This window comes from Pseudoflavonifractor sp. 60 (assembly GCF_009911645.1).
In the GTDB taxonomy this organism is placed as follows: Bacteria; Bacillota; Clostridia; order Oscillospirales; family Oscillospiraceae; genus Lawsonibacter.
In genome coordinates this window covers 1-19,297 of sequence record NZ_QWKI01000092.1, presented here as the reverse complement: position 1 = coordinate 19,297, position 19,297 = coordinate 1, and the positions used below count along the sequence as shown (strand labels likewise).

At 55.7% G+C, this 19,297-nt stretch carries 16 protein-coding genes and 2 pseudogenes; 1 reads left to right on the top strand and 17 read right to left on the bottom strand.

Annotation, left to right across the window (positions count from 1 at the left end; translation table 11 throughout):
• Positions 1-600: 600 nt before the first annotated feature.
• On the bottom strand, positions 601-2,643 hold the full coding sequence (locus D1646_RS23955; RefSeq protein WP_160636434.1) for an LPD25 domain-containing protein: 2,043 nt from the start codon (positions 2,641-2,643) through the stop codon (positions 601-603).
• A 59-nt stretch (positions 2,644-2,702) separates the two neighbouring features.
• Complete coding sequence (locus tag D1646_RS10615; RefSeq protein WP_160636433.1) at positions 2,703-3,059, bottom strand: TnpV protein; 357 nt, start codon at positions 3,057-3,059, stop codon at positions 2,703-2,705.
• On the opposite strand from D1646_RS10615, the gene D1646_RS10610 reads away from it, so the two are divergent.
• Positions 3,049-3,519 (top strand): hypothetical protein, encoded by a 471-nt coding sequence (locus tag D1646_RS10610; RefSeq protein ID WP_160636432.1) that lies wholly within the window; start codon positions 3,049-3,051, stop codon positions 3,517-3,519. The genes D1646_RS10615 and D1646_RS10610 overlap by 11 nt on opposite strands.
• Here the strand turns inward: D1646_RS10610 and D1646_RS10605 are convergent.
• The 15 genes and pseudogenes from D1646_RS10605 to D1646_RS10530 form a co-directional block, all read right to left on the bottom strand.
• Positions 3,443-3,757, bottom strand: a complete 315-nt coding sequence (locus tag D1646_RS10605) for a hypothetical protein (protein ID WP_160636431.1) — start codon at positions 3,755-3,757, stop codon at positions 3,443-3,445. The genes D1646_RS10610 and D1646_RS10605 overlap by 77 nt on opposite strands.
• A complete protein-coding gene (locus D1646_RS10600) occupies positions 3,747-3,986 on the bottom strand; it encodes a transposon-transfer assisting family protein (protein WP_160636430.1) in 240 nt (79 codons plus the stop codon). The genes D1646_RS10605 and D1646_RS10600 overlap by 11 nt, the downstream gene beginning before the upstream one ends.
• 4 nt (positions 3,987-3,990) lie before the next feature.
• On the bottom strand, positions 3,991-6,942 hold the full coding sequence (locus D1646_RS23210) for a YodL domain-containing protein (RefSeq protein WP_347565190.1): 2,952 nt from the start codon (positions 6,940-6,942) through the stop codon (positions 3,991-3,993).
• Positions 6,943-7,108: 166 nt separating this feature from the next.
• The gene (locus D1646_RS10585) at positions 7,109-7,474 is read right to left on the bottom strand and encodes a cysteine-rich VLP domain-containing protein (RefSeq protein ID WP_160636429.1); all 366 of its coding nucleotides are present in this window, start codon (positions 7,472-7,474) and stop codon (positions 7,109-7,111) included.
• Positions 7,467-9,512 carry a type IA DNA topoisomerase gene (locus tag D1646_RS10580; RefSeq protein WP_160636428.1) on the bottom strand — a complete coding sequence of 682 codons (2,046 nt, stop codon included), beginning with the start codon at positions 9,510-9,512 and terminating at the stop codon, positions 7,467-7,469. The genes D1646_RS10585 and D1646_RS10580 overlap by 8 nt, the downstream gene beginning before the upstream one ends.
• 75 nt (positions 9,513-9,587) lie before the next feature.
• Positions 9,588-9,899 carry a type II toxin-antitoxin system RelE/ParE family toxin gene (locus tag D1646_RS10575; protein ID WP_160636427.1) on the bottom strand — a complete coding sequence of 104 codons (312 nt, stop codon included), beginning with the start codon at positions 9,897-9,899 and terminating at the stop codon, positions 9,588-9,590.
• Entirely contained in the window at positions 9,889-10,149 is a 261-nt protein-coding gene (locus tag D1646_RS10570; protein ID WP_160636426.1) for a type II toxin-antitoxin system Phd/YefM family antitoxin, read from the bottom strand. The genes D1646_RS10575 and D1646_RS10570 overlap by 11 nt, the downstream gene beginning before the upstream one ends.
• A gap of 61 nt (positions 10,150-10,210) precedes the next feature.
• Positions 10,211-10,417 carry a hypothetical protein gene (locus D1646_RS10565; RefSeq protein WP_160636425.1) on the bottom strand — a complete coding sequence of 69 codons (207 nt, stop codon included), beginning with the start codon at positions 10,415-10,417 and terminating at the stop codon, positions 10,211-10,213.
• Positions 10,414-11,202 carry a DUF4366 domain-containing protein gene (locus D1646_RS10560; RefSeq protein WP_160636424.1) on the bottom strand — a complete coding sequence of 263 codons (789 nt, stop codon included), beginning with the start codon at positions 11,200-11,202 and terminating at the stop codon, positions 10,414-10,416. The genes D1646_RS10565 and D1646_RS10560 overlap by 4 nt, the downstream gene beginning before the upstream one ends.
• Positions 11,189-11,425: a DUF4315 family protein gene (locus D1646_RS10555; protein ID WP_160636423.1), complete on the bottom strand. Its 237-nt coding sequence runs from the start codon at positions 11,423-11,425 to the stop codon at positions 11,189-11,191. The genes D1646_RS10560 and D1646_RS10555 overlap by 14 nt, the downstream gene beginning before the upstream one ends.
• Positions 11,426-11,439: 14 nt before the next feature.
• Positions 11,440-13,131: a C40 family peptidase gene (locus tag D1646_RS10550; protein WP_160636422.1), complete on the bottom strand. Its 1,692-nt coding sequence runs from the start codon at positions 13,129-13,131 to the stop codon at positions 11,440-11,442.
• On the bottom strand, positions 13,128-13,922 hold the full coding sequence (locus D1646_RS10545) for a DUF6674 family protein (RefSeq protein WP_160636421.1): 795 nt from the start codon (positions 13,920-13,922) through the stop codon (positions 13,128-13,130). Before D1646_RS10545 ends, D1646_RS10550 begins: the two co-directional genes overlap by 4 nt.
• A gap of 20 nt (positions 13,923-13,942) precedes the next feature.
• Positions 13,943-16,066: pseudogene (locus tag D1646_RS10540) on the bottom strand (conjugal transfer protein TraE); the annotation flags it as partial.
• Positions 16,067-16,232: 166 nt separating this feature from the next.
• Complete coding sequence (gene ltrA / locus D1646_RS10535) at positions 16,233-18,131, bottom strand: group II intron reverse transcriptase/maturase (RefSeq protein ID WP_160636420.1); 1,899 nt, start codon at positions 18,129-18,131, stop codon at positions 16,233-16,235.
• Between the two features lie 783 nt (positions 18,132-18,914).
• Positions 18,915-19,211, bottom strand: a pseudogene (locus D1646_RS10530) (conjugal transfer protein TraE); the annotation flags it as partial.
• Between the last annotated feature and the right edge of the window lie 86 nt (positions 19,212-19,297).

Genomic DNA, 19,297 nt, shown 5'->3' with positions numbered 1-19,297 from the left:
CCTCAATGGTTCCGCTGACATCGTGATCGCCGTAGGCAAAAGCCACCTTGTCACCCACCTGATAGCGGAGCTGGCCTGTCAGCTCCACACTCTCCCGCTGGACCGGCTCATGGGAAAAACCATCCAGCTCTTGCAGCCAGAGGGCACGGAGGATAGGCGCGACAGCCTCCCAGGACAGGGACAGCTTTGTGCCGAATTTGTCCTGGATTTCCACCGCCATACTGACGGTAGAGGTAAAATAGTCCGCTATATCCCCGGTCTCCAGCGTGACCGTCTCGGCGCGGCTGGCGAAAGCAAGGGACAGCCGATGGGCGATTCCCCGGTTGTTCTCGCCGGAGCGCAGCCATTGGGAAATGTACCCCTTGTCCCGGTCTGTCAGCAGATGCCTTGTCAGCACTTCCCGGAAATCATCGTTGACACGGCTCATATCGGCAGGCAGATAGCTGGTAATTCGGCCATTCCGCGTGTCCAGATGCAGCAGCCGTTCAAAATTCTGCTTGTTTTCAGTTCGCAGGAGTGGTATCGGCAGGGACGGGTCCCGGAGCTGCACGTCAAATATGCCAATTTCCTCAATTTCAAAGGCTGTATTTTGTAGATAGACTATATCGCCGGGTTTGTAAGGCGGGGCCAGAGGGTCGTGGGGCGGCTGACCTGTTGCGCCAACAACCTCCTGGATGGTTTGCCAGTCCTCGTCAGAAACGGTGATGTCAACCTCATGGGCAGCGTCTCCGCTCCCGATGGTGATGGTGTTCCCCTCGCGGGTAACGGGCCGGTCAGAGAGGTCCGGGGGCAGCGCCGCCGCCTTTCCCGCTCTGTGGCCTGCTGCAAAATGGGAACAATATCGCGATATTTTTCATTTTGACGGAGGTAGTCCAGCAGTCCGCCGTAGCCAGCGCCTACATCCTGACGGCCCCAAACCCTTACGCCATCCGGCAAAACAATGACGAACGAAACCTTGTCATAGCCGAAAAATTCATCAAACTCCGGGTCTTTGGATTCAATCCATCTCTGTTCCGTCCCATACTTCTTTATGGCGGCTTCTCTGCCCGCTACACGCCTGTCATCCGCCTGCTTCATCAGCCGGTCAAATTCAGCGACAGAATAGATTTTGTTTTCTTGAAAGAAAGCGTGAGTTTCGCTGTACTCACAGCGCACAAACGACGGTGCTGCGGGTATGCCCCTGTCCAGCAATTCACGAATGACTACGGATGCGGCCTCATCTTCCTCATAGTAGCACCATCCATATTCAGTGCCGCCAGCGGCTAAGGTTTCAGGCGAAAGCAGTTCTTTCGCCTCTGTTTCCCGTATCATAATCCCGCCATGACTGGCGGTGCTGATCTCATACACGCCGTCCGCAAACTGATCGCTCATCTGCACTTTGCCCCAAGGGGAATGACTGCCTATTTCTGTGCCCCAGGGCGGCATTTCATCCTCATATCCAGTTATGTCTGGAGCGTCATTTTGCTCCTGCTGGAGCTGGGAGAGGACGGGGTATGTCTCATCTATGATCTCCCGATGCAGCCGGTTATGGAAGTCTGCCATATCAAAATACAACCGCATGAAATCCGGGGCCAGATTATAGTCCGGCCCCATAATAGCGGATGCCGCCCGTTTGACCGCTTCGTTTCCTTCTAACAGGGCGGTATCTTTATCGCTGTTCTTGCAGGCGTTTTGATAGGCCACATCTGCCAGCACCAAATCCCGGATGATAGGTTTATAGCGGTCATAGGTCTCCCGGATGGTAGGCGCGGTGCCGGAATCCTGCCCCGCCAGCCGTTCCGCATCGGCCATGACCTGCTCCACAAACTCGGAGGGGCTGTCCTGTTCCAGATGCTCCCGGATGGCGGCGGCATCTATGTCCTCAAAATTGTCCAGTTCCTTCTCGGTGAAAAATCTGTCCTCCTTCACCAGACAGGCAAGGCAGCGCTGTACTTTTGTCCAGGGCAGATCGGTGGCCGCGCCCTCTACTGTAACAGGAAACGCAGGGAGACTATCGCCGTACTCATTTTTCAGCCACTCCGCCGTGTCCCGGTCACGGGCATGGCCAGTCATGTACTGCTGTACCCGGCGTTTGCTGGCAATATCGCCGTTCCACTCCTGGAGGGCGGCATCTATATCGGCCTGGGTGATTTCCCTCAATGGAATTGTGGCCGGGATAGGCGGTGTAGCCCCTGGCACATGAACGGGGCGTTCCATTTCCGATTGTATCTGCTCTGAGTGCATTTGCTGGTATTGCTCCAATTCCTCCGGCGTAAGGTAACTGCCCTCCTGGATGAGCTGACGAATACGCTTTTCCACAGCGGCCCACTTGACAATAAATTTTTTGTCCTTAGTATAACGCCAAAACTCCATGCCGGTGTTGGGCCGGTAGTCCAGAAACATATGAGACCCATCCGAGAGGACAAAGCCGCCGCCTGATGTGCCATACTCTTTTCGGATTGCTGCAACAATGCTTTTGGTGGGAAGATTCTGATGGTACAGATCAAAAATTTTCAGCTTGCCGCCATATCCCCGCAGCGCCCGGTCCACCTCGGCCTGGGGGAGAAAACAAGCAGAGGGCGCGTCTGCGCTCTCTGCTTCTCCAATGGCCTCCATCTGCTCCCGCTGGGACGGGATTTCCGGGGGCATAAAACTTAGCTGCACCCAAGGCACCCCTTCCGCCGGCCAATCGCCGTTCGCCTGCGGCTCCGGCTCTTGGGGTGTCAGTTGTAAATCAGCTCCGACATGATAACTTCCTCCGCCTGTGCCTTGCAGGTGTTCATCAGCCCCACCCACTTCATCTGATCGTGGGCTTTCAACTGCTCCGTGGCTCCCGCCGCCTTCGCCAACTGCGGCATCATCTGCTCCAGACGGCTGTTCGCCGCGTCCTCGATCTCCAACAGGTGGCTGAACAGTGTCCCGTTCAGCGTCAGGCGGTTGAACAGTCCCGGACGATGCTCCTTCAGATACGTCCGGCGCATCCTCCCGTACCTGCCCAGGTCCCGGTCCGGCTGCTCCGGCAGGGCCAGATTGGGGATCAGGTAATCTCCCACTTGGGTGTAGGTCAGATTGTTCTCCATGTTCAGCGTTCCTTTCTGCGGATTTTTCCCGCTCATATTTTTTGATGGTGACTTCGATCTGCCGCAGCACCGTTTCGCTCCCCAAACTGACCGCCGTACCCAGCTCCGTGATGGTGTCCTGGGTGTTGAAATCGAAAAAACTCAGGAAATCCTCATGTTCAAAGTAGTTTTCCGGCTCCAGGCCGCAGCGGGACATGAGGGTGTAGGCGATGCTGACGGCGGCGGCATTTCGGAACTGCGCTCCGATGTTGAACTCATCATACTCCTCCAAAAAGCTGCCGTCAACGATGCGGAGGATGTCCTGCTGGTGATCGTCCCAATATTCCGCCGCAAGCTGGGCGGCGATCTTCTCAAACTGTTCCACGAGGTCGCTGCCGGACACGTCAAACCGCTGCCCCAGCGCCGCCGATACCGTGTCCTGATATTCCTCCCGGTACTTCCACAGCGCTGTTGTCGATGATGGCAATACCCGTGGCTCCCCGCCGCACATACCGGCGCATCCGCTGGTTCCAGAAATCATATTCCGCACAGGCTGTGGCGTTGGGCCGCTGGGCGTGAATCAGGAGCTGTTCGGGGTACGGATATTTATAGAGACGGCCCGCCGTGGAGAGAAAGGCCGTCCATTCCTGATAGTTGCCGGTGATCTGGCGGGCGGCATGGTCGGCCATTTGTGCATAGGCTTGGAGCTTACTTGCCATAGGCAGGGTCCTCCGTCTCAAAGTCCGGGAACAGGTCCAGAGCGGTAAACTCCGCATCGGTCATGCGTCCCAGCTTGGAAAGGGCGCTGTCCGTCAGCGTCCGCAGCTCGTCCTCGTCCGGCTCCAGATAGCCCCGCATCTCGGTGAGGGCGACGATCACGCCCGCACGGGTGCCGGAACTATTGTAAATACATACCAGATTCTGTTCCTCAAATGTAAAATCGTTCATTTCCTTACCGCTCCTTTTCCGCGCTCTTTTTGGGCGCTGTCTTTTTTCGTTCCTGGGCTGGCTGGTTTTTGAGCTGGGCCACAACGGATTTTTTCTTTTCCCGGTGGACAGCACCTGCTAAATCCGTCAGGGAAATAGCCTGCCCCGCCTTGGCCTGGGCCTCTAACTCGGCCACCGAGGGCTTCTGGCTGATGAAGTCCGGCACTTTCGCAAAGCCAAAACTGTCGCAGTAATGGAAGGATACCACGCCGTCCTGCTTGACCGCAACGATGTCACTGACAGACATGGAGGGCCGGTGATAGTCCGCCGGATGGTTGATGTTGAATTTTTCCCACAGCCGTTCCAGGGCGCTCGAACCCTGCCCCGCCGCCAGCTCTCCCGTATAGACCAGATCATAATTGTCCCGGTCAGCGGTCAGCCCCTTGGACATCAGCCAGTCCATGTTCATAAAGTGGAGGTCGCGTTGTTCAGCGCCGTCCTTTATCTGATAAATAGCAAAGCAGTCCCCGCCGTAGTCGAGAAAGGCCCGTTCCCGTTCCTCCTGGTGATTCAGCCGGTCCACAATGCACTGGTGAAATTCCGGGCTTTCCTCCCATTCCTTGCGGGGAACGGCAAACATCATGCCCTCCGGCTGCTCCATGAGATCGTCCCGGTCAAAGACCATAGCGGGATTCTCGCCAGCCTCCACCATGTAGACGGTCAAATCCTGTTCCATCAGCTCCGCCGCCCGTTCCCTGGACAGGGGCAGCAGATCGCCGCCCGAATAGCCGTAGTTCTGTTCCAGCTCGTCAGCGGGAAAGGCTGGGTCCGGCAGGGGGTATTCGTCCAGACGGCTTTCCTGTTTATCCTGCGCCTCGGCAACCGCCGCCTGCTCCGCCGCATCCGGCTGGGTGAAGCTGAACGGCTCCCCGGCGAACAACAGCTGCTCGACCTGCTCAAATTGTGCCAGCACGCCAACACGCAGGGCATCAAACTCGGCATAGTCCTCCATCGTAAAACAGCCCTGGGCCAGCAGCTCCGCCTGGGTAACGGCATAGCTGCTCCCGGAGACAAAATCGAACATCACCGTATTATCGGAGAGGTACAGCAAGGACTTGTCCGCATTGAGGTAATGGCCGCGATTGTCATAGTGGTCGCGCCTGCCCATATATACCTTATCATCTGGCCCTACAAAAGCATCCAGCTCCGCGCCGTCTTTGGTTTTGTAATGACTGATTCTGGCTGTGCCGGGTTGGAAAAAATCATCCGGTTTCAATTCGCCGGATTGCAGCTTTTTCAGCAGACCGGCGCATCTATCAGCCGTGCCAAAAAACAGCACCCGATCCGGCTTTAAGGTCCCTTTCGATGTTCTTTCATATGCCTGGATAAACTGCTGGTCAGCTGCGCCCACAGTCTGGGAGTTGGCCTCCATTTTGTAGACATATTCTTTCAGCGGCACAGATTCCGCCAGCCCATCCAGCCGTTCCAACATAACCTTTGCCTCCGCCGCGCCGGTGTCCTGTTGGACGAACTGCTCCAGAGTGGCCCGGACGATGGAAGGGTTGATATGCAGGGTACGGACCAGATTTGCCTTGGTCTGTTCCCGGTTGTCAGGGGGAAAATTCTTTTTGATAAGCCCCGCCTGATACAGATGGTCCAGCATATCCAGCATATCGCTGATGAACCGCTCCGGGGTGTCAGGCGGCAGCTCCGCCGCTGGCGCGTCCTGCGTCTGGACCAGCCCATCCAGCCTTGCCAGCATCGCCTTGGCTTTTGTTAGGTCGGTATGTATCAAGTCAGTATGTTCGATCAGATAATTCAGCGGGCCGCGCACACCTTCAAAATAACCTTTCCGCATTTCAATTACAAGGTCAGCGATGGACCGCTCCCTGGGGTCCTGGGTAAACGGGTGTTTCAGAACTCCCTCCTGATAAAGCTGATCCATAAAATCGTATAAATCAGCGGCAAACTGTTCCAGGTTGTCGGGCGCGGCAGAGGGCGCGTCCTGCTCCGGCTGCTGGGCGGTCAGGTCAATGCCCTGTTCCTTGCAAATCTCTTGAAAATGGCGGTCAATGCTGGTGATGAGGATATTCGCAGTCTTGGAGATGGTCTCCAGGCTGGCTTTCAGTTCCGGCAGGCTCTTATCCTTGGACCATGTGGCGATGTAGCCCAGACTGTTGGCACTGGTCTCAATGCCATAATACTGGCAGACGGTATAGGAGACGCTTTCCGCCTCCACTTCCTTTGTGTTCTTATCTTTCGGTTTGAGTGGTTCCCGATCTGTAATCCCAGCGGCGGCGGTGAGCTGCTCCCGCTCCCGGTTGTGAAGCATGGCGTGGGTGATCTCATGGACGGCGGCGCACACCGTCTGCACCTGGCTCATGCCCTCCCGGATGGTGATGGTCTGATCTTTCAGGCTCAAAAAACCGTCCAGCCCCTCCCGCAGCGGCTTGAACTGCATCGGCACCGGGGAGGCACGCCGCAGGGCCTCCATGAACGCCTCGTACTGCTGCACATCCCCGGTCAGGCTGGAAACAAGGCTGGGGAGGGGCCTGCCCTCGGTCTGGCTCACATCGAACACCTTGACCGGGCGGAACAGGGGAATCTCAATCTCTCGTTCCTCCATGACAACATTTCCGTCATTGTCCAATACCGGCGCTCTGGTGTCCGGGTCCAGCTTCATTTCCTCAATACGCTTTTTGAAGGGTGTGGGGGCGATGATCGTCAGGCCCTTTTCCCCCTTTTTCACATGACGGCCAAACTGATTTTTCCACTTGTTGAACCCGGCCACATGGGTGGCGCTGGGCATCTGCATATGGATGAGGATGGTATTGTTATAGGAATAGTTGTGAAACCGGGATATGGTGCGGAGATAGTCCGCAAATTTGTCGCTCTGGAACAGGTCTTGTATGTTTGCCTCAATCCCGGCCACAATTTCCTTGATCCGTTCCCGGTTGCTGGGCTTTTTGTCTGCCACGGCAAAAATCTCCTTTCTTCAAAATGGCCCCGTACAGGAAACCGAATCGTCCTATGCGGGGCAAAATTCCGCAAGTAGAGGTCCATTTTGGCCCTTCGAGGGTAAAGTTACATCCCTGGGCGGTTTGGCGTTTTGAAAGCCTTGTGCCGCAAGGCTTTCAAGCCCTCTATTTGCGGAAGTGCGAGGCCGCTTTGGCTTTCCGCTCCCGGTCCCGTCTGCGGCGTTCCCTGGCGGCGCAGGCAGGGCAGTATTTCACCGAATTGGAGCGGGAAAAAATCGGTGCGGCGCAGATACAGCAGCACTTGACAGGCCGTGCCGCCATGATCTCCCCGTGCAACTCCTGGTCTGCTGGCAGGACGGCGGCGCGGAAGTATTTGCAGATTAAGGTGTTGGAAATCATCTGCGGACAGGGGCAGGGGTCCCCATCGTCCAGCAGGAGGCAGTTGCCGCTCTCGCAGTTGGCGCACAGGCGGCGGATGAGCTTTTTCACCCGCCGGAACTGGCTATCATCCATACGGGGCAGCTTATCCATTGTCGAACACCAGCTTGTAATTTGTCTTGGCCCCATCGTCCTCCAGCACCACCGTGGCGTCATAGGTTTTCCCGGTTTTCTCCGAGAAACAGCCGGTGAGCTTCACCCGGCCCTTCTTCAGCAGGGCGGCAGCGGTGGCCTTGGTGAGCGTCTTTTTCTTGGCGGTGAAAAACTTGCTGTCTTTCCACAGGACAAAGCGGCACTCCCGATTTTCACAGAAAAAGCCCTTTTTGCTTTCGGCCACAGCGCCGCCGCAGCGGGGGCAGGGGCCGACGGCCTCCTTATCCGAGGGGAACAGCACCGCCGCGCCGGGAACAGGCTGGTACGTTTTCACCAGCTCATCCACCATAGCGGCGATCCCGGTCATGAAGTCCTCCGGGGACAGCTCCCCGCGCTCTACTTCGCCCAGCCGCTGTTCCCAATCTGCGGTAAGCAGGGGGGATTGCAGGACCTCCGGCAGAACAGTGACAAGGGAGCTGCCCGCCTGGGTGGGCAGGAGGCTGGTGATCTTCTTGGCTTTCTTCCGTTCCACAAGCCCGGTGGCCACCAGCTTTTCCAGAATGGCGGCGCGGGTGGCGGGGGTGCCGATGCCATTCCGCTCCGCGTCCTCCGGCATTTCCCCAACACCAGCGGTCTCCATACTCTGGAGGATGGTGTCCTCCGTAAAATGCTTGGGCGGGGTCGTTTTGCCCTCCTTCACCTGGACCGCATCCACCGTCAGCGACTGGCCCTCTGCCAGACCGTCCGGCAGAGCGGCGTCCTTGGGGAGTGCGGCACAGGCCCGCCAGCCCATATCCAGCACCGCTTTCCCCTTGGCAGTAAAACGATGCCCGCCGCACTCCGCCGTCAGGCTGGTCTCGGCGTACCGATGGGGCGGGCAGACCGCCCGGATCAGCGCCAGCGACACCAGCCGCAGGATTTCATGCTCTCCCAGGGGGAGGGCGGAAAGGTCGGCGGTGGCGGCGCTGGGCGTGGGAACAACGGCATGATGGTCGGAAACTTTTCCGCTGCTGCATACCTGGGCCGCTGATACGGTCCCTGCTGCCTGTACGCCGCAGATTGTGACGGCGGCGGACACCAGACCAGGGACAGAACTTTCCATATCATCCGTCAGAAAGCGGCTGTCCGTCCGGGGATAAGTACACAGTTTCTTTTCATAGAGGGCCTGCAAATAGTCCAGCGTCTGTTGGGCGGTGTAGCCCAGGATGCGGTTGGCGTCCCGCTGGAGGGTAGTCAGGTCATAAAGGGCCGGGGACTTTTCGGACTTCTCCCGGCGTTCCACTGTCTGGAGAATGGCGGCGCTGTCCTCGCAGGCGGCGGCGATGGCGGCGGCGTCCTCCTTGCCGCTGATCCGCTCACTGGTGAGGGTCATGCCGCCGCAGGACAACTCCACCGTGTAGAACGGAACCGGCTCAAAGGCGGCAATCTCCGCCTCCCGCTGGGCGATGAGGGCCAGAGTGGGGGACATAACGCGCCCGATGTTCAGTGTCCGGCCATACAGCACCGAGAACAGCCGGGTGGCGTTGATACCCACCAGCCAATCGGCCTTTTGGCGGCACAGGGCGGCTTGGTGCAGGCCGTCATAGTCGCTGCCAGGGTGGAGATTATCAAAGCCCTCCCGGATGGCGCTGTCCTCCATGCTGGAAATCCACAGCCGTTTCATGGGCTTGGTACAGCCCGCCAGATGGTAGGCGGTGCGGAAGATTAGCTCCCCCTCGCGGCCTGCGTCACAGGCGTTCACCACCTCGGACACATCTTCCCGGCGAAGCAGGGTCCGCAGAATGTCGAACTGCTCCCGTTTGTCCTTTCCGATGGTGAACCGCCAGCTTTCCGGCAGGATGGGCAAGTCCTCCCGCCGCCACTTGTCATAGTCGGGGTTGTAGACAGCAGGCTCGGCCAGTCCCGCCAGATGGCCGATGCACCAGCTTACCAGCCAGCCGCCGCCCTCCATATGGCCCTCCTTCCGGGCCGTGGCCCCCAGCACCTTGGCAATACTCATAGTAACCGAGGGCTTCTCCGCGATTACAAGGCGATACATAAAATCACACTCCTTTGTTGGCAAACAAAAAGCAGCCTGCTTACACAGACTGCTCTTTGCTCGTTCCTGTTAAATTCAAATCAGTTTTTCATAGTCCTGCCTGCCATAGAAGAACCGCAGGATATGAACGGTTTTTTCGGCTTCATCCACTTTATAGACCATGATGAAGTTTTTAATAACTGCTTTATGATATTCCAGCGCACGAAGCCGGGGGTCGCGGCACAGCTCATACATCAGCGGCATCTTCTCCAAGTCGGAGTAACACGCCTCAACTGCATCGGCAAAGGACGCCGCAGCAGAGGGATTTGCCAGGGAGAGTACGATATATCCAAGGATATTGTCTAAATCCTGCTCGGCTAACCTGGTTTTTATGATCTTATATGCCATACTTTTCCCTCAGCCCTTTGAGCGAGGTATGGGCCTCTACCGTTTTTCCCTCTCGAATTTCTTCCTCTGCCTCCGCCAGCTTTGAGTAAACATCCAGCACAGCTAATTTTTCCTCATAGGCTTTCATGCTCATAATCACCATTTCGCCATATCCATTTTTGGTGATATAGACCGGCTCGGTAGATTCGCTGCACATCTGTGAAATAGCGGCGGTGTCCTTCAAATCACGGATTGGGATAATTCGCGGCATAAGCTCAACTCCTTTCGTGTCTTGATTATACCACAATTATCCCACAGCCGCAACAAATTATTTATCGGGACCGGGCGCGGTCCGGGGCTGGAATGGGCGGTATGACCTCCACACCTCGGTAGCAGGGCAGGACGCAACTCTCGCCGCAGCGTTTACAGCCGTGGCAGGGGTGGTCCTTGGGCGGCGCTGGCTTGGCCCGCTGTGCCTGCCGGGGCGGAGGGGCCTGCATCATCAGGCGTTCCAGAGGATTGGAAGTAAAGTATCTCATTCGTCCCTCTCATCCTCTGCGCCGCCGTCCTCATACTCGTTCTCATCGCCGTAATCATAGTCCTCCAGATCGGCGTTGCCCCTGGTATCAGGCTTTTTCTTCTTGAACTTCAAGAAATAGGCCGCGCCGCCGCCAGCCAGGGCCACCGCCAGCACCACAATCAGCATCCCATTGACGCCGCCCTTTTTCTCCGGCTCCGGGTCAGGCTCGGTGTCAGTCCCTGCCGGTTCCTCCTGCTTTTCCGGCTCCGGCTCTTTACCCGCACACTCGGTCATGTTGACGGAACAGACCGGGCAGGCGGTATTGACCGCCCCGGCGTGGCATTTGTCGGTGCAGATGCAGGCGGCGGGTTCCCCCTGCTCCACCAGCGCGGACAGGTCTGCCTCGTCCACTTTGTTCAGAAAATAGGTCGTATATTGTTCTTCTTCCTCGTTCACCGGGGCGTCATAGTCGATCAGAATGTAAAAAATATTCCCATCCCGGCCCTCCACGGTGATAAACTGCTTATGAGTGTCCTTGCTGTAAAGCAGATCGCGGGTGAAAAACTCGCTGCCCACGGACAGCGGTTCCCCCTGCTGGGGCTGTTGGCCGGTGGCAGGCTGGCCTGTCTGCTGATTCGTCGGCGGGGTGTCCTGGGGAGGCGTGGAATCCTGGCTCCAGTATTCCAGCACTTTGTCGCTGCCGTCCTCCGGCCCGCCGCCAGCAAAGGCGGTGACAGGGAGGACGGAGAGGCACAGCATCAGCGCCAGCACCATAGACAGGATGCGCCGCTTAGACGTTCTCATGGCTGCTGTCCCCCTCTCCCACCGACACACCGGGCTGGGCGGCGTGAATGAGCGCGGCAAGCTGGTCAGGGTCCAGGCCCATGCTCCGCACAAGGCCGATGATGTCCAGGTTTTCCAGCTCGGTGCGCTGCTTTGCCAATTCCTCCTGCCGCGCTTGCAGCTCGGTAATCTTGGCGGCGTTTTTCTCATATTCCGTATTGATTTTCTTGATCTTCGGGTTCATAAAAATCCCTCCTTTTATGGTTCTGGAAGTCTGCCGTAACAGTAAAAATGAGCTTGCCAGTAGGATGTATTGAGGGTGGCGTAGGAAATGGGCGATCCGCAGTGAATCATCATTCCATTCCCTACATAGATGCCACAGTGGGTCACGCCGTCCGGGTTGGGCGCGTCATAGGTGTACTTGAAAAACACCAGATCGCCAGGGCGGGCGTTGGCAGGGGAAACCGGGGTGCAGATGTTGCAAAGGCCCTGCGCCCCCAGCCGTCCATATTTCCAGCTGGAGTGATTGATGACCCAGGACACAAAGCCGGAGCAGTCGAATGAGGTGGACGGGCTGCTGCCGCCCCAAACATAGGGATAGCCAAGATATTTCTCGGCTTCGGCCAGCATTGCCGCAAAAACCTCATCCTCCAAAGCCTCCGGGGGTACATCATAGTCCAGATAGTCCTGCCGCTGGGATACGTTGGGGTATTCGCTGGCGGGGAACAGGTCGGGCCGGTTGCCCAGGGTGGCAATATACACGGCGTAAATGTTCATCCCTTCCTCGTCCAGCAAATAGACGGGCAGATGGGACAGGTCAAAGTTGTCCAGCGTCACCGTACAGATGGAGTATTCATATGGTTCATCATCATCGTCATAGCGGGTCTCCACCGTCACCGTTTCCGTGAGGGTGTACTGACGCTCAAAGAGCATTTCCAGGGTCCCCTGCACCTGTTCCAGCGTCCAGCCGCCTTGATGGTAAGCGTTGAGCAGCGCCATCAGCACATAGGGGTCATGGCCGATTTCGTCCAGGTCATAGCTGTACTCATCATAGTCGTGGGTACTCTCATAGCTGTCCAGGTAGCTTTGCAGCTCGTTTTCCATCCCGGCATAAGCCGCCTCCGCCCCCAGCATGGCCTCGTCGCTGGAGGGGTGGGTGGAACCGCCCAGCACAGACATGACGCCCTCCGCCAGCATGGAGCAGGAGGACATCCCATTGAGAAATATGGACACGATCAAAAACAGGGCGATCACAATGAGAAAGCCCTTTTTGTGCCGCCAGAGAAAGCCAGCGGTTTTTCTCGTTTCCTCCGTAGCCTTTTTTGCGGCCTTTGCCGTATTTTCCGCAGTTTTGACCGCAGAACCGGCAGACTGTTCCGCACGTTTGGCGGCGGCGTACTGTTTTTTGATGGCCCGCTTTTGCTGCCAGCGGGAGACCGGGTTACTGGCAAGCTGGGGATTCTGCCGGATATGCTTCTGATACAGTGCGTTTACATTGGCTTTTTCCAATTTTTGCTCCGCTTTTGCCGCCTCCCGGTAGGGGCGCAGCTTTTGAGAGCGGTAGGAGTACGCCGCCAGACGCACACCGCCCTCGGCGGATTCCTCCAGCCGGTGGGCGCTCTCTACGCCCACATTGTCCTGTTCGGCCTCGCTGATCTTCCGATGGACCGTACCCACCGCCGTATGGACCGGCGCGGATGTGACCGCATGGGACAGCTTGGAGACGGGCGCGGGCTTGTCCACTTCCTCAAACCGCAGGCGGGTCTTGGCTTTGCCGGTGGCGGGGTCCACGGTGCGCTGCTTAACCGGCTTTTTCTGCTTTGGAATTTTCTTCCGCGCCGCATCCGCCTGATTCGCCGCTTTGTCCGCACGGCGAATATGTTCCTTCAGCCGGGGGTCTCCACGCTCGGCATCGGTGAACTGGAGACGAGGCTGCTTATCTCTGCTCATCGTGCGGCCTCATGCGGTTTTCTGGACGGGTCAGGCAGAGCAAGGGGACGCGCCTGCGTTTCCGTTTTCTTTTCCTCCAGCCGCTGCCGGACAGAGGGCCGCTCACGCTTGCCACGGGTCCGCTCCGCCGCCCGTTCCAGCCGGTCCACAGCGCCAAGCGCCCCATAGATTGTCCTGTTCATACCGGCATATATGGCATTTGCCGCCCGCATGGGGGCCAGCACAGCGGCCTGGAAACGCCCCTCCCGCGCTGTGTCCGTCTGCTGGGTTTCCTTTCCAACAGCGGCACGGCCAGCGTTTTTCAAATGGTTCCCCGCGCTCCGCAGCTCCTGGCCCATAGCCTCCACCCGCTGGATGGACGCGCTGGTTTTCTCCATAGAGCCACAAATCTTATCCTGCACAGATTCCAGCAGTTTTTTGATGCCCAACGCATACACCGCCGTGTCCAGCGCGGCGGTCCCCATCTGCTTAAAATTGCTTACAGCGTCCTTTGCGCAGGAGATGATCTTTTCCCGTATCGTTTGGAGCTGCTCCCGCATTTCTTCAACCCGATCCTCCAACGCCTGCGCCATATCCGTGAGCGCGTCCTTCATAGACCGGCGCTGTTCCGGCATTTCGGAAAGCTGCTGTTTCACATCCCGCAATTCGGACAGGACGGCGGCGTACTGCTGCTCCATGCTGTCCACACAGGCGATCAGGCGGGCGAACTCCTTTGCCTGATCCTGCCGGTTGTTTTCCTCCATCAAGCGGAGCATTTCTCTGATTGCTTCATGGTCTTTCAAAAAATCCATATGCAATTACCTCCTACGCCTTATCCAGAAATTTCCTGCGGCTTCGTTGTCATAATGCGATACAGTTCGGTGTCTTTGGGGAATCGGTCCACGAAGGGCAAAATCACGTTGCCGTAGAACAGCAGCCCCTCGCCCTCGCCGGAGTGGGTGACATAGGAAAGCTGGTGGGGGCTGATGTTGAGCTGCTTGGCAAGGATTTTCCGATCTCCCGCCGCCTGATTGAGCATATAAATGAAGTCGGAGTTTTCCAGGATATTGGAGATTTCCGGGCTTGCCAGAAGGTCTTTGCTGTTCTGCGTGATGCCGGTGGGAATCCCGCCCCACTTTCTGAACCGTTTCCAAATCTCCACGCTCCAACTCGCCAGCTCGCCTTTCAGCAGAAGGTGGAACTCATCCACATAGTAGCGGGTGGTCTTGCCCGCCGCCCGGTTGACGGTGACGCGGTTCCATACCTGATCTTGAATGACCAGCATCCCCAACTGCTTCAACTGCTTGCCCATCTCCTTGATGTCATAGCAGACAATACGGTTGTCAATATCCACGTTGGTGCGGTGGTTGAACACGTTCAGACTGCCGGTGACGTAGATTTCCAGCGCCGTGGCGATGAATTGGGCCTCCTTTTCCTCCTGCGCACGGAGAGCATCGTACAAATCCTCCAGGATGGGCATATTCTCCGGCCTGGGGTCGGTGAGGTATTTCTGATACACCAGCCGCACACAGCGGTCAATCACCGTTTTCTCCACCGGCTGGAGGCCGTCTTTACTGCCCACAACAATGTCACAGAAGGACAGCAGGAAATCCACCTTCAAGGACAGCGGGCTTTCATCATCCGAATAGTCCAGGTTGAGGTCCATCGGATTGACATACTGCTTGCTGGTGGGGGAAATCTTTATCACCTGTCCGTCCAGCCGCTGGACGAGGGGGTAATATTCCGCCTCCGGGTCTGCGATGAGGATGTCATCGTCCGTGACGAGGAACACATTCAAAATCTCCCGCTTGGCAGAGAAGGATTTGCCGCTCCCGGGGGTTCCGAGGATTAGCCCGTTAGGGTTTTTAAGTTGCTTGCGGTCTACCATAATAAGGTTATTGCTAAGTGCGTTCAGCCCGTAGTAAAGGGCTTCGCCGCCGCGCTGAAACAGTTCCTGGGTGGTAAAGGGGACAAAAATAGCAGTGCTTGAAGTAGTCAAGCCCCGCTGTATCTCAATCTGATTGCGGCCCAGGGGGAGGGAGGACATCAGGCCCTCCTCCTGCTGGAAGTCCAGCCGGGTAAGCTGGCAGTTGTATTTCTGCGCGATACTGGACGCCTGGAACACGTTGTTGTCAAGCTGCCGCTGGCTGTCCGCCGTGTTTACCACCAGGAACGTCACCAGGAACATCCGCTCATTCCGGCTCTGAAGGTCTTGCAGCAGCTTTTTGGCCTCTGTGCCGTAGGTGGCAAGGTCGCTGGGAATTATATCCATATCATAGCCCGCGCGGACTGCCTTTTTCTGTTCCTCAATCTTGGCCCGGTCCAGGTCGGTGATCTTTCGTTTCACCGTCTTGATGGCGCTGATCTGGTCCACAGACTGGATGTGGAGGCTGACGATTTGGCTGGATTCCATATCCAGAAAATCCGCCAGCATACGGTCATTCAGCTCCGGGGCCAGGATTTGCAGAAAGCTCACTGCGCCGAACATCTGCCCCATGCGGAACATCCGCCCATTTTTGAACTCAAAGGAGCTGGGGGCGATGAAGTCCTTGGTGGACAGCCCGGAGGGGGCCAGCCAATCCCAGGAGAAGCGGAACGGGGTCTGGCCGTCCATGTGGAAGATGCCGTGGAGCAGATGCAGCCGCTCCATACCGTTCATGGGGGAGCAGGCCACGCCCAGGTGCTTGAAATTGTTGATAACATCCATCTCAATGCGTTCCAGCCGGGGCTTGGCGGCTTTGATGCTGTCCGCGTCAATGCCGAAGGTGAGATATTTGGTCTTTGTCAGGCCGTTGTTCCCCTTGGCAAGCTGATTTTGCAGCATTTCCGAGTATTCGTCCCGCACATCGTTGAATTTGTCCGCCCGTAGGGGAATGACGATGCTCCGGGCATAGCCGTCCTGGGCGGCGGACAGGTTCAGAAAGGAGAGCTGAAAGCGGATGGAGCTGTCAAAGTATAGCGATAGGTAAGCCTACAGTATCAACGTTTCCGGCTTTTCCCCCGCTCCACACCGTGCATGAGAGTTTCCCCTCACACGGCGTTCCATCAATCAAACTACATTTTCATTGTCACAAGTTATTACAAGCAGTTTAAGGGGTGTGCCGCATTCTATCCGAAGCCGTTTAGATAGAGATTGGCGTGTTTCCCGCTGCTATGCGGAGTTTGTTTAGCTTGGAAATTTGCCTTTTGCTAAGGTTGAGAATGGCAAGATGCTTTGCTATGGTCTCATCGGTAGTCGCATGAATTAGCAGATGTACAGGTTCTCGCACCAACACAAGGTTGTTGTATTGGTCAGTACCACCTTTTGCCCTAGGCAGCTTATGATGACAGTGGATATCAGCCAGAGATTGGAAGGGTTGTCCTGTAACAGCACATTTTCCATACTGTGCGCAGAAAAGAGATAGCCGGTTATCAGCGTATTGGGCACTGCGCCATACTAATATTTGCTGCGCCATTGCTTTCAGCAGAGATGTGTTAATTTCGAGATTGGTGTGGATTTCTTGCCTGCCCTCTGGGGTATACTTCTGAACAGCCTGCCTTTTGAACATCGGAGGTTTTGTCTGAACGTATCCTATGGGGGCGATGGGCAGATTTTTCAAGTATCGCGTTTGTGCAGAGCTGCCATATCTGTCTGCTACTGCCCCTTTTGTTGGCTGTTGTGGTTCCTTTTTCAGCCGCTTTCCCAGCCTGTAAAGTATTTTTGCCGCAGGATAGGATAATCTTGAAAAATCCACACTGACCGCTGTAGCCATTCGATAATAATTATGTACACCCATGACAAATGCGTTATAGTCATGTACTGCGTGTACATCAGTTGTACCATGCTGTGGGCGGACAATTGCCTTTGCTTTTTCCTTCGCTACTGTCTGAATCCTTTTCATTGCCTTGCTGCTGACCCGTGAGTGGACTACCATGCCTCCTTTCTTGGGCCTTAGTTGCATTTTGATCCCAAGAAATTCCGAATATTGCGTTTTAAGATTAACAACTCTGGTTTTCTCTGGGGAAATATCCAGTCGCAGCCGCTCTTTTAACCATTGCGTAACGGCAATTTTTGCCCGATATGCCACGTCTACGCTTGGACAGAAGATGCGGAAATCATCAGCGTAGCGTACCATGTACATTTCCTTCAATCTGGTTTTACGCATAGCTTCATAGCCGTGACTTTTAATCCGTCTCCCCTTTGTGTCATAGTAAGCCTTGCGATTATAAACAATGGGATTTTCCTGCCACTGGCTTTCCAGCCACCAGTCCAGTTCATTCAGCACCACATTTGCCAGCAATGGTGAAATAATTCCACCCTGCGGGGTTCCCGCAGTGGGAGTTACTACCGTGCCGTCCTCTAATTGAATAGGAGCCTTTAGAATGCGCTTAATGACGTATAGCAATTGTCTATCCTTGACACCTAAAGCCCACAACTGCCTGAGCAATTTGGAGTGGTCTACATTATCGAAAAAGCCCTTTATGTCAAATTCCACTGCATACTGCATATGCGAACGCTGCATCAGTTTATATGCCGCAGCTATCGCGTTTTCGCAACTTCGGTTTGGCCGGAATCCATAACTGTTGTCACTGAATTTTGCCTCGCATATTGGCTCAAGAACTTGCAGGATACACTGCTGTATCAGCCTGTCCCAAATGCACGGGATACCCAGCGGCCTTGTTTTGGTTGGGTCATAGGGTTTTGGGATTTCCTTGCGGCGAACAGTTCGGGGTCGATAATTTTTGATAATATTACGGACTTTGGCTACCAATCCATCCGGGGTGAACTTTTCAACATCGTGAATTGTTAACCTATCCGTACCCGGTGTTACACTGCCGGTATTGCCTTTCATATTTCGATAGGCAAGAAGTATATTGTCCCGGCTTAGGATCAAATCCATCAGCCTTCCGAAATTCTCCTTTTTTCCGGCTCTTGCAAACAGTTCGTCAAATGTCTCCTGCATACTGTAGTATTCTGCGTGCCGGAGGTTATTTACTTTTTTCGGCTTCGTTTTTTGCTTTTTGACTGCTTCTGTAACCATACAGGCATTATCTCCTTTTGAAGATAACCTTTTTGTCCTATCCGAAATCCTGTTGTTCACTTGTGAATAGACGTTTGTGCTTGATTGACTCGTGGCCGTCACTCCGCCCCCCATTACTAAGGCTGTCAGCTTTTGACTGCCAGCCGTAGGGACATCAATGCTATTGCCACTACTTTACCCACCGCTTCGACTGCTTATATGTTTCGTCAGCCTATATCCCGAATGAGGGATACGCGATAGGCTTTCGCCACGTTCCTATACTTTTATCTGTACATATGCCCTTAGGTCTCGCTATAAGCCTGCCAGCTTGACACCGCCTGTAACGGTGTATGGAATTTTGCCTGAACCAGAACTACTTTTCCACACTGACTCCCATGTAGGGATAGGGAGATTAGCCCCATTCTTCCTTTAGACCCTTACATTCGCGTTTTCGTCAGTCCCTTCGGACATTCTAACCATAGGCATTTTATAGACCCCCGGCCTAACGCTCACAGCCACCTCTGGCTTGCTTTGCGCCTGTCGCTGTTTCCTTTGTTTACCGCGAGCAGAGCGAGCGCAGTCAGCCGACTTCACCGAGCTTCTGACCCTGGCCGTTTCCAACCAACGCCAGTCGGAGTATTAGGGGAGCGTTTCAGGGCGTTACCCCATCATTCCACTCTTCAAAGTATAAGTTGTTGCCTTCGTTTGTCTCTGAAGGCCCCCCGCTTTTACCACCATATGGTCTTTTCGTCCACAGAGCTTTACTCCCTGTAGAATGGTGTTTGTGCGGGAACGTGTCGCACAGTTTAGGAAGTCGCACCAGTTCTCAAAAATGGCGGTCTTGTCGTCTGCCTGTGCAAGCTGATAGTTAATATCTTCAAAGGCGACGGTCTTTGAATATTTCCGTCCCGTAACCTTGCAGATACCGTCCGGGTACATCTGGATATAGGGGATTGTCTGCTGCGCGGTGTGCGCTTTCCCGTCGCCCTTTGCCTGTCTGATGATTTCCGCAATCTGCTTTTTCTCGGCGCGGGTGAGCTTGCGGGGCGGGTTAGCCTTTGCGCTTCCCGCCGCGCTGTTTCTTCGTGTTTCCTTTTGCAATCGCTGATACCTCCTATTACAATAGAATTACGGTTCAAGGCACGGCAGCCAGCCGTGTCTTTTTCCGCATTGTTGCCAAAGCTGTT